This window comes from Burkholderia sp. 22PA0106, assembly GCF_047497155.1.
Lineage (GTDB): Bacteria > Pseudomonadota > Gammaproteobacteria > Burkholderiales > Burkholderiaceae > Burkholderia.
In genome coordinates, this window is record NZ_CP163162.1 from 493,271 (window position 1) to 506,332 (window position 13,062).

11 protein-coding genes are annotated in these 13,062 nt (G+C 66.4%); 7 read left to right on the forward strand and 4 right to left on the reverse strand.

The window, feature by feature from the left end; genetic code table 11:
* Positions 1 to 73: 73 nt before the first annotated feature.
* Together AB4850_RS02160 and AB4850_RS02165 are read right to left on the reverse strand one after the other, a co-directional pair.
* Positions 74 to 520, reverse strand: a complete 447-nt coding sequence (locus AB4850_RS02160; RefSeq protein WP_414440980.1) for a DUF6130 family protein — start codon at positions 518 to 520, stop codon at positions 74 to 76.
* 113 nt (positions 521 to 633) lie between these two features.
* Entirely contained in the window at positions 634 to 954 is a 321-nt protein-coding gene (locus AB4850_RS02165) for a pyrimidine/purine nucleoside phosphorylase (protein ID WP_414440981.1), read from the reverse strand.
* Between the two features lie 341 nt (positions 955 to 1,295).
* Between AB4850_RS02165 and AB4850_RS02170 the strand changes: the two genes are divergently transcribed.
* The gene (locus tag AB4850_RS02170) at positions 1,296 to 2,381 is read left to right on the forward strand and encodes a purine-nucleoside phosphorylase (protein ID WP_414440982.1); all 1,086 of its coding nucleotides are present in this window, start codon (positions 1,296 to 1,298) and stop codon (positions 2,379 to 2,381) included.
* A gap of 261 nt (positions 2,382 to 2,642) precedes the next feature.
* On the opposite strand, the gene AB4850_RS02175 is transcribed toward AB4850_RS02170, so the two are convergent.
* Positions 2,643 to 2,933, reverse strand: a complete 291-nt coding sequence (locus AB4850_RS02175; protein ID WP_414440983.1) for a DUF4148 domain-containing protein — start codon at positions 2,931 to 2,933, stop codon at positions 2,643 to 2,645.
* 314 nt (positions 2,934 to 3,247) lie between these two features.
* Between AB4850_RS02175 and AB4850_RS02180 the strand changes: the two genes are divergently transcribed.
* The 3 genes from AB4850_RS02180 (at position 3,248) to AB4850_RS02190 (ending at position 6,433) form a co-directional block, all read left to right on the forward strand.
* Complete coding sequence (locus AB4850_RS02180) at positions 3,248 to 3,484, forward strand: hypothetical protein (protein ID WP_414440984.1); 237 nt, start codon at positions 3,248 to 3,250, stop codon at positions 3,482 to 3,484.
* A gap of 270 nt (positions 3,485 to 3,754) precedes the next feature.
* Positions 3,755 to 5,320 (forward strand): APC family permease, encoded by a 1,566-nt coding sequence (locus AB4850_RS02185; protein ID WP_414440985.1) that lies wholly within the window; start codon positions 3,755 to 3,757, stop codon positions 5,318 to 5,320.
* Between the two features lie 90 nt (positions 5,321 to 5,410).
* Positions 5,411 to 6,433 carry an Ldh family oxidoreductase gene (locus AB4850_RS02190; protein WP_414440986.1) on the forward strand — a complete coding sequence of 341 codons (1,023 nt, stop codon included), beginning with the start codon at positions 5,411 to 5,413 and terminating at the stop codon, positions 6,431 to 6,433.
* An 81-nt stretch (positions 6,434 to 6,514) separates the two neighbouring features.
* Here the strand turns inward: AB4850_RS02190 and AB4850_RS02195 are convergent, their stop codons facing one another.
* On the reverse strand, positions 6,515 to 7,525 hold the full coding sequence (locus AB4850_RS02195; RefSeq protein ID WP_414440987.1) for a LysR family transcriptional regulator: 1,011 nt from the start codon (positions 7,523 to 7,525) through the stop codon (positions 6,515 to 6,517).
* Positions 7,526 to 7,706: 181 nt separating this feature from the next.
* Here AB4850_RS02195 and AB4850_RS02200 point away from each other — a divergent pair, with 181 nt between their 5' ends.
* Genes AB4850_RS02200 through AB4850_RS02210 form a run of 3 tightly spaced genes read left to right on the forward strand, consistent with a single transcriptional unit; the run spans position 7,707 to position 13,058 of the window.
* Positions 7,707 to 8,558 carry an alpha/beta hydrolase gene (locus AB4850_RS02200; RefSeq protein ID WP_414440988.1) on the forward strand — a complete coding sequence of 284 codons (852 nt, stop codon included), beginning with the start codon at positions 7,707 to 7,709 and terminating at the stop codon, positions 8,556 to 8,558.
* A gap of 40 nt (positions 8,559 to 8,598) precedes the next feature.
* Positions 8,599 to 9,819 (forward strand): efflux RND transporter periplasmic adaptor subunit, encoded by a 1,221-nt coding sequence (locus AB4850_RS02205; protein WP_414440989.1) that lies wholly within the window; start codon positions 8,599 to 8,601, stop codon positions 9,817 to 9,819.
* 53 nt (positions 9,820 to 9,872) lie between these two features.
* Positions 9,873 to 13,058, forward strand: a complete 3,186-nt coding sequence (locus AB4850_RS02210; protein ID WP_414440990.1) for an efflux RND transporter permease subunit — start codon at positions 9,873 to 9,875, stop codon at positions 13,056 to 13,058.
* Positions 13,059 to 13,062: the final 4 nt, after the last annotated feature.

A 13,062-nucleotide genomic window follows, 5' to 3' on the forward strand; every position in this document is an offset into this window, starting at 1 on the left:
TGCGATGTCGGCGTGAAGATCTTCCCACCCGATTTCGCACGCGCTTCGCACGCGCCTCATGCCGGGCAGGCGATCACGGCACCACGAAGTGCGTCGTCCTGGTCTCGATCACGCTGTGCGAGGCATCCACCAGCTCGATGCGCACGGTGTGCGGGCCGGGCGGCAGCGGGCCGAAGTAGATCGCGTCGCTCTGCGCGTGGATCCAGCTCCATTTGCTGTCGTCGACGAACACGTGCAGATGCCCGATCCTGGGTTTCAGCGTGGTGGCCGCCTTGCCGTGGATGTCGGTGTACAGCGGCAGGATGCTCAGGTTGTCGACGCGAAACGCCAGGTAGACATAACCGTCTTTCAGGACATCGGCGCGGGGCTTGAACAGCGTCAGGTGCGGTTGGGCGGGGGCTGGGAGATCGGCGATGACGCCAGGCGGCGGCGGGAGGCTGCCCGGGCCGGCGGCATGGGCGGATGTCGTGCCGAGCAGGCCGGCAAGCAGCGCCGCGGCGAGATAGCGCGTGTGGATCATGTTCCTCTTCAAGCAATGGAGTGAAAGAGCTTTCAATTGCTTGACAGGATAGTTTTTGCCGCCGCCCGGCGGCATCGGTCATTCGACCGAGGCGGCCAGGCGAAGCGCCTCCCTCAGAGGTAGCTGCAGACGTAATCGAGCGTCTCGATCACTTCGATATCGAAGCGCGACTTGCCGGGCACGGAGAACGATTCGCCTTCGGCGTACGTCTGCCATTCATCGCTGCCTTCGAGGCGGATGCGGCACTTGCCGGCCTGCACTTCCATCAATTCCGGTTCGTTCGTGCCGAAGTTCAGCGTGGCAGGAAGAATCACGCCGAGCGTCTTGCGGCTGCCGTCCGGGAAGATGACCGTATGCGAGACGCACTTGCCGTCGAAGTAGACGTTCGCCTTCTTGACCACTCGAACCTGATCGAATTCTGCTGCCGATGCCATGCCACTGTCTGATTGGGTTGGGTAAGGCGCCGCGAGCGGCGATGCCGCCGGCGGGCGCGGGGAATCTTACCGGAATCGTGTCGCGTGCCTTGCAGCGCCCCGGAAATTTGGCCGCCCGGGCGCGGCGGCTAGAATCGCAAGTCTGGCGCAGGAAACCGGCCGCAGCACCCCGGTTTTCGCCGTTCGATCGCCAGACAGACGGCGGCACAGACCGCCGCCATTCTCGTCGTGCCACCGCGTCACGACGAAACCGATGCGCGCGCCGCGCCGGAGGGCCGGCCAGGCTCGCGCATCCGCAGTGTCCGTAACCGTTCTCATCACTCCATTCATAAGGAACGACGATGCTGACTCGCTCGATGCTTTCCGCGGCCGTGTTCTCGCTGGCCGCGTGCGCCACGGTGCCGTCCGTCGCGCAGGATTCCACCGATGTTCAGGCCCAGCAGGGCGCGCCCGGCCACGACGATCACGGGCCGGGCGTGCGCACGCCGAAGGTCATGATCGTGACGATGTTCGGGCCGGAAGGGCAGGCCTGGACCGATCGCCTCGGCCCCTGGACCCAGGTGAAGGTGCCGGGGCTCTCACCCGACTATCCGACGGTGCAGTGCAATCGCCAGGAGGTTTGCGTGGTGACCACCGGCATGGGTTACGCGAATGCCGCGGCCACCATCATGGCGTTGAGTTTCTCGCCGAAGTTCGACCTGCGCCGCACCTATGTCCTCGTGTCGGGCATCGCCGGCGTGGACCCGGCGCAGGGCACGGTCGGCTCGGCCGCGTGGTCGCATTACCTGGTCGATTTCAGCCTGCAATGGGAGCTCGACGCGCGCGAGATTCCGGCCGGCTGGAACACCGGTTATCTCGGCATCAACACCAAGAGCCCGAACGAGAAGCCGCCGCTCGACTACCGCAGCGAGGTGTTCGAGCTGAATCCGAAGCTGACCGCGGCCGCCTATGCGCTGTCGCGCAACGTCGTGCTGGCCGACAACGCGCAGGCGCAGGCCGCGCGCGCGAAGTTCGACGCCGCGCCGGCCAACCGGCCGCCGACGGTGGTGCAATGCGACACGTCGTCGGGCAATACGTGGTTCTCGGGCACGAAGATCGGCGAACGCGCGCGCCAGTGGACCAAGATCCTGACCGACGGCAAGGGCACCTACTGCATGACGGCGCAGGAAGACAACGCTACCTACGAAGCGCTGACGCGCGCGGCCGCCACCCGGCGCGTCGATCTCGCGCGCGTGGCCGTGCTGCGCACCGGTTCCGATTTCGACCGGCCGTATCCGGGCCAGACGAGCGTCGACAACCTGCTGAACTATGCCGACCAGGGCGGCTTCGCGATCGCCACCGAGAACCTGTATCGCGCGGGCAATCCGCTGGTGCAGGACATCGTCACGCACTGGGGCGAATGGCGGGACGGCGTGCCCGCGCGTTGAGCGGTTCGGCGCCGGTGAGCGGCGCCACGTGATGACCTGAAAAAGGCGGCCGCGCTTGATGAAAGCGGGCCGCCTTTTTCACTGCCGGGCTTGCCGGTCAGCTTTTGCCGTTCGTACGCGGTTGGGCGCGGAACGGAATCCACACCGGCGCGGTGCGATCCCATTGATCGAGTTGGGACGGTTTCGGTTCGTTCGGATTCATGATGCGAGCTCCTTACGGATGACGAGGCCGGCGCGGCCGGCGTGCGGGTTGCTGACGGCTTAACGATTGGCGAGTTGGCTCGACGGGCCGCCCGATTCCGAGGTGCCCAGGCGTTGTTGCGCCAGTTCGATGCCTTGCGGGTATGACGTGCTCTTGCGCAGCAGGGCCAGCGTGCCGTCGCGTTGGGACTGCGCCAGTTCGGCGCGCACCTGGGCGCGGGTCAGCGTGCTGGTGGTCTTGGCGGCGGGCAGGTCGCCGTAGGTGCCGGCGCGGCCGATGCCGCCATCGGCAAAGGCGGAAACGGCGCTGGTGGACAGGACGAGTGCGGCGGCGATGGTGAGGGTTTTCATGTTCAGCTCCTTTGAGTACCTGAATTCGGATGCGCAACGCATTCGGTTACGCGACGGAGTGAAATTTAGGTGCAGCCGCAGCATCAATAAATGGGATGCGCGCGAATTGAATTGTCGCCCTGTTGGAACAATCGAATTCCGTACTGTCGATAGGGTCAGGCTAAAGCCTTTGCTGGCGTGGGTTTTGGCGGTTCTCGCACGAGTGTGCGGAACCGCCGTTTTCGTATTGATGCGTCAAATGCAATAGTGTGATTCTGTGGAGTTCATGATTCGCATGCGTCATGCTGCAACGCGGAAAAACAAGGGACAGGGCGATGAAAATCGGCCCGGCGGCGGGCTGGTGGAGGCGGTGGCTGGCATTCGGTGCGCATGACGCGCCGCAGCGAGCAAGTGCTGAATGCATTGCCGGCTATGCCGATCGGCCAGTTGTCGCCGTGAATGCTTATGCCGATTTCATCATTGTCGCCGTGCATTGGTCACAAGCCGGGCCGCCGGATCGCGACGGATACTTGCACTCGACGATTCCGTTTTATCCCATCGAGGCGACATGACCGAGCATTTCGGCCGGTAACCCCCGGCATCCCTCGCGGCACGGCCCGACAGGCCGCCCGCCGCGTTCCACTTCCCGCAGCCGGATCGCTGCGACCGCGGGCCGTCCGGCCCTGGTGATTCCTGCCCCGCGCCGTTGTCGGCGTTATCGGTTCCGTGCACTTCGCCGTGCGTGGGGCGGGCGTTCGTCCCTGCGTTCCGGTTGCGCGTATCGCTTCGGTGGCGCGCTCCGCGCGCGTGGCCAGGCGCTCACATGGCAGGAGACACGATTCATGGCAACCCAAGGAAAATTCCATCGGCGGCTTTCGCTGACCGACCTGACCTTCATCGGCCTCGGCGCGATCTTCGGCTCGGGCTGGCTGTTCGCGGCGAGTCATGTCGCCACCATCGCCGGCCCGGCCGGCATCTTCTCGTGGGTGCTAGGCGGCTTCGCGGTGCTGCTGCTCGGCATCGTCTATTGCGAACTGGGTGCGGCGCTGCCGCGCGCGGGCGGCGTGGTGCGCTACCCGGTGTTCTCGCACGGGCCGCTGCTCGGCTACCTGATGGGCCTGATCACGTTGATCGCGTTCTCGAGCCTGATCGCGATCGAGGTGGTGGCCGCGCGCCAGTACGCCGCCGCGTGGTTCCCGGGGCTGACGGTGGCCGGCTCGAACGCGCCCACCACGATCGGCTGGCTGCTGCAGTTTGCACTGCTGTGCCTGTTCTTCCGGCTCAACTATTCGAGCGTGAAGACCTTCGCCACCGCGAACAACATCATCAGCCTGTTCAAGTTCATCGTGCCGCTCGCGGTGATCGTCGTGCTGTTCGTGTTCTTCCGGCCGCACAACCTTCACGTGGCCGGCTTCGCGCCGTTCGGCATGTCGGGTGTCGAGATGGCGGTATCGGCGGGCGGCGTGATCTTCGCGTACCTGGGGCTCACACCGATCATCTCGGTGGCCAGCGAGGTGCGCGACCCGCAGCGCACGATCCCGATCGCGCTGATTCTCTCGGTGCTGCTCTCGACGCTGATCTACGTGCTGCTGCAACTGGCGTTTCTCGGCGGGATTCCCACGCAGATGCTCGCGCACGGCTGGGGCGGCATCGATCACGCGTTCTCGCTGCCGTACCGCGACATCGCGGCGGTGCTCGGGGTGGGCTGGCTGGCCTACATGGTGGTGGCCGACGCGATGATCTCGCCGAGCGGCTGCGGCAACATCTACATGAACGCCACGCCGCGCGTGATCTACGGCTGGGCCAAGACGGGCACGTTCTTCCGCGTCTTCACGCGCATCGACGAGGCCACCGGCATTCCGCGCGCGGGGCTGTGGCTGACGCTCGCGCTGTCGGTGTTCTGGACGCTGCCGTTCCCGTCGTGGGACGTGCTGATCAACGTGGTGTCGGCCGCGCTGGTGCTCAGCTACTGCGTCGCGCCGGTGTCGGTGGCGGCGCTGCGCCGCTCCGCGCCCGACCTGCCGCGGCCGTTCCGTGCCGGCGGGTTCGCGGTGCTCGGGCCGTTGTCGTTCATCGTCGCGGCGCTGATCGTCTACTGGTCTGGCTGGGGCACGGTGTCCTGGCTGCTGGGCCTGCAGATCGTGCTGTTCGTCGTCTACCTGGCCTGCGGGCGCTTCGTGCCGAAGGATCAACTGAGCCTGGCCGAGCAGGTGCGCTCGTCGGCCTGGTTGATCGCGTTCTATGCGCTGATGATCGGTGCGTCCTACCTGGGCAGCTTCGGCGGCATCGGCGTGCTCGGGCATCCGGCCGATACCGGCGTGGTGGCCGTGATTGCGCTTGTGATCTACTACTGGGGCGCGGCCACCGGCGTGCCGGCCGCCAAGCTGCGGCTCGACGACGACGAGTGAGCCGCGCGACGCCGTCGGGCGCGCGCCGCATTGCGAGGCGGCGCACGACACCATTTCGAACGGGGCCACGCTGCGGCCCGGAGGGAATCGATGAGTATTGCTGAGGATGTGAGCCTGTCGCTCGACGAGGTCGATGCGCTGGCGCGCCGCGTGCTGATTGCGCACGGCGTGAGCGAGAGCAACGCGCGTTCGCTCGCGAGCGTGATCGTGCAGGGGCAGCGCGACGAGTGCCATTCGCACGGCGTCTACCGCCTGATTTCCTGCGTGCGCACGCTGCGCACCGGGCGGGTCGACGGGCGCGCCGTGCCCACGCTGCGCAAGCTGGCCGGCAGCGTGATCGAGGCCGACGCGCACGGCGGCTATTCGCTGCCCGCGTTGGAGCTGGGCCTGCCGGCGCTGGTCGAGGCGGCGCGGCAGCAGGGGCTGGCGGCGCTGACGATCCGCCATTGCTATCACTTCTCGGCGCTGTGGCCGGAGGTCGAGGCGATCGCCGCGCACGGGCTGGTGGGCATCGCGATGTGCCCGAGCCACGCCTGGGTGGCGCCGGCCGGCGGCACGCGGCCGGTGTTCGGCACCAATCCGATCGCGTTCGCGTGGCCGCGCCCGGCGGGGCAACTGCCCTACGTGTTCGACTTCGCGACCAGCGCGATCGCGCGCGGCGACATCGAACTGCATGCGCGCCAGGACAAGCCGATTCCCGACGACTGGGCGATCGACGAGCATGGCCAGCCCACCACCGATCCGCACGCGGCCATGCGCGGCGCGATGCGCACGTTCGGCGGTCACAAGGGTTCGGCGCTGGCCACGATGGTCGAGCTGATGGCCGGCTCGCTGATGGGCGATCTGACCAGCGCGGAATCGCTCGACTACGACGGCGGCGCGGGCGCCTCGCCGTATCACGGCGAATTGCTGCTGGCGTTCGATCCGGCGGTGTTCGCGGGCGACGGGCTGGCGGCGGGCCACGCGAGCGGTGAACGCGTGCTGCGCGAGATCGCCGCGCAGGGCGCGCGCCTGCCGTCCCAACGGCGCTTCGCGGCGCGAGTGCGCAGCGAGGCGAACGGCGTGCGGGTGCCGCGCGCCTTGTATGACGATATCCTCAAGCTGCTCGATTGAGCGGCGCGTGGCGTCGCGCAAAAGCAGAAGGGGCGGCCGAGAGGCCGCCCCTTCGTCATTCCAGTCGCGCGGGTGCTTGCGTTACGCGGCCCACTCGCTGACCACCGGCGTGTCGATCATCGGCGCGCGTTCCGCTTCCTCGAACGTGCGCTTGCTGCAGACGGTGTCGAGCGGCGGGCGGCCCGAGCCGTTCAGCAGCGGGCAGCGGTCGAACACTTCGGCCACCCAATCGACGAACACGCGCACCTTCGGCGACAGATGCCGGCTGTGCGGATACACCACCGAGATCGGCATCGGCAGCGGCTTGTGGCCCGTCAGCACTTCCTTCAACTGGCCCGAGCGCAGTTGCGGCAGCACCATGAACAGCGGCGGCTGGATCAGGCCGAAGCCCTCGATGCCGCAGGTGACGTAGGCGTCCGCATCGTTGACCGACACCACGCCTTCCATCTTCACCTCGACCTCCTTACCGTCGATCAGGAACGCCCAATCGATGTTGCGGCCGGTGCGGCTCGAAAAATAATTGACGGCGCGGTGATCGGCCAGATCGTCGATCGAGCGCGGTTCGCCGTAGCGCGCCAGATAGGCCTTCGAGGCCACCGTCACGCCTTCGAACAGGCCCACGCGGCGCGCCACCAGTGAGGAATCCTGCAGAGCGCCCACCCGGATCACGCAATCCACGCCTTCCTGAAGCAGATCGACGGGGCGATCCGACAGGCCGAGCTGCAGATCGATGTCGGGATAGCGTTCGCGGAATTCGTTGAGCGCCGGGATCACCACGAGCCGCCCGAGCGAGCCGGGCATGTCGACGCGCAGCTTGCCGTGCGGCTTGCGGTTGTTGATCTGGAAGCTCGCCTCGGTTTCCTCGACTTCCGCCAGGATGCGAACGCAGCGCTCGTAGTACGCCGCGCCGTCCGGCGTCAGCGACAGGCGCCGCGTGGTCCGGTGCATCAGGCGCACGCCGAGAAATGCTTCGAGGTTCTGAATGATCGTCGTGACGGAGGCGCGCGGCAGGCTCAAGGTCTCGGCCGCCTTGGTGAAGCTGTTCGTATCGACGACGCGTGTGAAGACCTGCATGGCTTGAAGACGGTCCATCGCTTTACCTCCGGGATTGTTCGGCCCCGATCGGCCTGTTCGACATGCTTATGAGCACGTCTATCCGCCGATTGTTCAAAGCCCCTGAATTGTGTTGCCGGATTATAGGCATTTATCCTGATGTCTGCCGGACCCAGAATGCGCTCCATCTTGCAAATGGACGCGCTTCGGCGCTTGACTCATGGATGCATCCGGTTTTCGCAATCTGCTGAATTCCGCTCCGGCCACGCCGGAGCGGGCTGGCACGTCGCTCGCAGTGTCCGATGTCGAAATCGAGGGCCATGCCCAGGACATCGTATTGCGGCTGTATCGCCGGCCCGACAAGACCGGATTGCCAGTAGTGCTTTATTTCCATGGCGGCGGTTTCGTTCGCGGCTCGCTGGCCGATGCGGACTTCGCCGCGCGCTTTCTTGCCGAGCGCCTGCCCGCGCTGGTGGTGTCCGTCGATTATTCGCTCGCGCCGAAACATCCGTTCCCGGCCGCGCCGGAAGACGCGTATCGCGCGGCGCGCTGGGTCGAGGCCCGGGCGCGCGCGTTCGGCGGCAATCCGCGCCGGATCGCGGTGGCCGGCCACGACGCGGGCGGCCAGCTCGCCAATTGTCTGGCGTTTATCGCTCGCGATCGCGGCGACGTGAACATCGTGGCTCAGGCCCTGTTTGGCCCGATGCTCGACCCGAGCATGACGCGCATGGGCGACGAGCGCCAACTGGCTTCCGACATCACGGCCAAGGATTGCGCGGCCAGCTATCGCGCCTACCTGCCGCAACCGGCGCAACGCATGCATCCGTATGCCGCGCCGCTCGAATCGGCGCGCCTGGCGAAGTTGCCGGCCACGCTGATCGCCACCGCACAGAACGACGTGCTGCATGTCGAGGCCGAGCGTTACGCGGCCCGGCTGATCGAGGCCGGCGTGCTGGTGCAGGTGATTCGTTATCCCGACGTTACGCACGCGGAGCTGGGCGGCTATGCGCCCGCGCTGCAGGAGGCCGTGCGCTTCCTGACCTGCCGCTTCCAGGCTCACGCCAACGACTAACAACACCAATTCACTGATTCCAACGCAACCGGAGATCTTCATGTCCATCTTACGTACTCCTCAATCACGCATCGCGGCTGCCGCGCTGGCCGTCGTCGTCGTGATCGGCGGCGGCGCGTTCGGCGTGATCCACGCGAGCGCGAGCGCCCCGCAGAACGCCGCGCCGCCGCTGCAGGAAGTCGACGTCGCCAACGTATTGGCGAAAACGATCACCGACTGGCAGACCTACTCGGGCCGCCTCGAAGCGATCGACCGCGTCGAGGTGCGTCCGCTCGTGTCGGGCACCATCGTGTCGGTCAACTTCAAGGACGGCGCGCTGGTCAAGAAGGGCGACACGCTGTTCGTGATCGATCCGCGCCCGTACCAGGCCGAGGTCGACCGCACCGCCGCGCAACTGGCCGCCGCGCAAGCGCGCGACGGTTATGCGCAAACCGATTGGCAGCGCGCCCAGCGCCTGATCGGCGACAACGCGATCGCCAAGCGCGACTACGACGAGAAGCAGAACGCCGCGCGCGAATCGGCCGCCAACGTGAAGGCCGCCGCCGCCGCGCTCGAAACCGCGAAGATCAACCTCGGCTACACGCGCATCGTCGCGCCGTTCGCGGGCCGCGCCTCGCGCGCCGAGATCACGCTCGGCAACGTCGTGTCGGCCGGCGCCTCGGCCGCACCGCTCACCACCGTGGTGTCGGTCTCGCCGATCTACGCCTCGTTCGACGCCGACGAACAAACCTACCTGCGCTATATCGGCAGCCAGCGCGACGGCCGCCGCGTGCCGGTCGATCTGGGCCTCGCCAACGAAACCGGCTACTCGCGCACCGGCGTGGTCGATTCGGTCGACAACCGGCTCGATACCTCGTCGGGCACGATCCGCGTGCGTGCGCGTTTCGACAACGCCGACGGCGCGCTGGTGCCGGGGCTCTACGCGCGGATCAAGGTCGATGGCAGCGCGCCGCACCCGGCCCTGCTGGTGGACGATGCCGCGATCAACACCGATCAGGACAAGAAGTTCGTGTTCGTGCTCGACAAGCAGGATCACGTCACGTACCGCGAAGTGCAGATCGGCGCGCTGCACGGCAATCAGCGCGTGATCGTCGGCGGCCTGCAGGCGAGCGACCGGGTGGTGGTCAACGGCACGCAGCGCGTGCGTCCGGGCGAACCGGTGAAGGCGCACATGGTGCCGATGACGGGCGGCGGCGATGGCGATTCGGCCACGCCGGTGGCGGATGCCGCCAAGCCCGCCAGCGGCCGCGCGCAGTCGTGACGGGGCGCTGGTTCGCCCTCGTCACCACTCGCACAACCCGATAGAGCTTTTCCATGAACATATCCAAATTTTTCATCGATCGTCCGATATTTGCAGGAGTCCTATCGGTACTGATCCTGCTCGGCGGCGTGATCGCGATGTTCAAGCTGCCGATTTCCGAATATCCGGAAGTCGTGCCGCCGTCGGTGATCGTCAAGGCGCAGTTCCCGGGCGCCAACCCGAAGGTGATTGCCGAAACGGTCGCCTCGCCGATCGAGGAACAGATCGACGGCGTGGAAGACATGCTGTACATGCAGTCGCAGGCCAACAGCGACGGCAACCTCACGATCACCGTGACGTTCAAGCTCGGCACCGATCCGGACAAGGCCACGCAGCTCGTGCAGAACCGCGTGAACCAGGCGCTGCCGCGCCTGCCGGAAGACGTGCAGCGCTTGGGCATCACGACGGTCAAGAGCTCGCCGACGCTGACCATGGTGGTGCACCTGATCTCGCCCGACAACCGCTACGACATGACCTATCTGCGCAACTACGCGCTGATCAACGTGAAGGATCGCCTGTCGCGGATCCAGGGCGTGGGCCAGGTCCAGCTGTGGGGTTCGGGCGACTACGCGATGCGCGTCTGGCTCGATCCGCAGAAGGTGGCGGAGCGCAACCTGACCGCCGACGACGTGGTGCGCGCGATTCGCGAGCAGAACGTGCAGGTCGCGGCCGGCACGATCGGCGCGTCGCCGTCGATTCCGGGCACGCCGCTGCAGTTGTCCGTGAACGCGCGCGGCCGTTTGCAGAACGAGAGCGAATTCGGCGACATCGTCGTCAAGACGGCGCCCGACGGCGCGGTCACGCACCTGCGCGATCTCGGGCGCATCCAGCTCGACGCCTCGGAATACGGCCTGCGCTCGCTGCTCGACAACCAGCCGGCCGTGGCGATGGCGATCAACCAGTCGCCGGGCGCGAATTCGCTGCAGATTTCCGACCAGGTCCGCGCGACCATGCAGGAGCTGTCGCAGGATTTCCCGGCTGGCGTGCAGTACAAGATCGTCTATGACCCGACGCAGTTCGTGCGCTCGTCGATCAAGGCCGTGGTGCATACGCTGCTCGAAGCGATCGCGCTGGTGGTGCTGGTGGTGATCGTGTTCCTGCAAACGTGGCGCGCGTCGATCATTCCGCTGATCGCCGTGCCGGTGTCGATCATCGGCACCTTCTCGCTGCTGCTGATGTTCGGTTATTCGATCAACGCGCTGTCGCTGTTCGGGATGGTGCTGGCGATCGGGATCGTGGTGGACGATGCGATCGTGGTGGTGGAGAACGTCGAGCGCAACATCGAGAGCGGGCTGTCCGCGCGCATGGCCACCTACAAGGCCATGCAGGAAGTGAGCGGGCCGATCATCGCGATCGCGCTGACGCTGGTGGCCGTGTTCGTGCCGCTCGCGTTCATGACGGGCCTGACCGGCCAGTTCTACAAGCAGTTCGCGATGACCATCGCGATCTCCACGGTGATCTCGGCGTTCAACTCGCTGACGCTGTCGCCGGCATTGTCGGCACTCCTGCTGAAAGGCCATGACGAGAAGCCGGATTGGCTGACGCGCGTGATGAATCGCGTGCTCGGCGGTTTCTTCCGCCGCTTCAACTCGGTGTTCCATCGCGGTGCGGAAGGCTATGGCCGCGGCGTGCGCGGCGTGCTGTCGAGAAAGACGCTGATGCTCGGCGTCTACCTGGTGCTGGTCGGCGCCACGGTGCTGATGGGCCGGCTCGTGCCGGGCGGCTTCGTGCCCGCGCAGGACAAGGAATACCTGATCGCATTCGCGCAGTTGCCGAACGGCGCCTCGCTCGATCGCACCGAGAAGGTGATTCGCCAGATGGGCTCGATCGCGCTGAAGCAGCCGGGCGTGGAGAGCGCGGTGGCGTTCCCGGGCCTGTCGGTCAACGGCTTCACCAACAGTTCCAGCGCGGGCATCGTGTTCGTCACGCTCAAGCCGTTCGACGAGCGTCACGGCAAGACGATGTCGGCCGGCGCGATCGCCGGTGCGCTGAACCAGCAGTACGCGGGCATCAAGGATTCGTTCGTCGCCGTGTTCCCGCCGCCGCCGGTGCTGGGCCTCGGTACGCTGGGCGGCTTCAAGATGCAGATCGAGGATCGCGGCGCGGTGGGTTACGCGAAGCTGGCCGATGCGACGCAGGATTTCATCAAGCGCGCGCAACAGGCGCCGGAGCTCGGCCCGCTGTTCACGAGCTACCAGATCAACGTGCCGCAGCTCAATGTGGATCTCGACCGCGTGAAGGCCAAGCAGCTCGGCGTGAACGTGACCGACGTGTTCGACACGATGCAGATCTACCTGGGCTCGCTCTACGTGAACGACTTCAACCGCTTCGGACGCGTGTATCAAGTGCGCGTGCAGGCCGATGCGCCGTTCCGTCAGCATGCCGGCGATATCGGCCTGCTCAAGACGCGCAACGCGGCGGGGCAGATGGTGCCGTTGTCGTCGCTGGTCACGGTGTCGCCGACCTTCGGGCCGGAAATGGTGGTGCGCTACAACGGCTACACGGCGGCCGACGTGAACGGCGGCCCGGCCCCGGGCTTCTCGTCGGGGCAGGCGCAGGCGGCGGTCGAGCGGATCGCGGCGCAAACCTTGCCGCGCGGCGTGAAGTTCGAATGGACCGACCTGACCTATCAGCAGATCCTGGCCGGCAATGCCGGGCTGGTGATCTTCCCGATCAGCGTGCTGCTGGTGTTCCTGGTGCTCGCGGCGCTGTATGAAAGCCTCGCGCTGCCGCTCGCGGTGATCCTGATCGTGCCGATGAGCATTCTGTCGGCGCTGACGGGCGTGTGGCTCACGCAGGGCGACAACAACATCTTCACGCAGATCGGCCTGATGGTGCTGGTGGGGCTGTCGGCGAAGAACGCGATCCTGATCGTGGAATTCGCCCGCGAGCTGGAGCACGACGGACGCACGCCGTTCCAGGCTGCCGTCGAGGCGTGCCGGCTGCGCCTGCGCCCGATTCTGATGACGTCGATCGCGTTCATCATGGGCGTGGTGCCGCTCGTGCTGTCGACCGGCGCCGGTGCGGAAATGCGTCATGCGATGGGGATCGCGGTGTTCTTCGGGATGCTCGGCGTGACCCTGTTCGGCCTGATGCTGACGCCGGTGTTCTATGTGGTGCTGCGGACGTTGGCGGGTGGCAAGATCCACGTCGCGCAGAAGGATACGCCGCGGTACGACCCGTCGACCGCGGATGCTTGAGGAC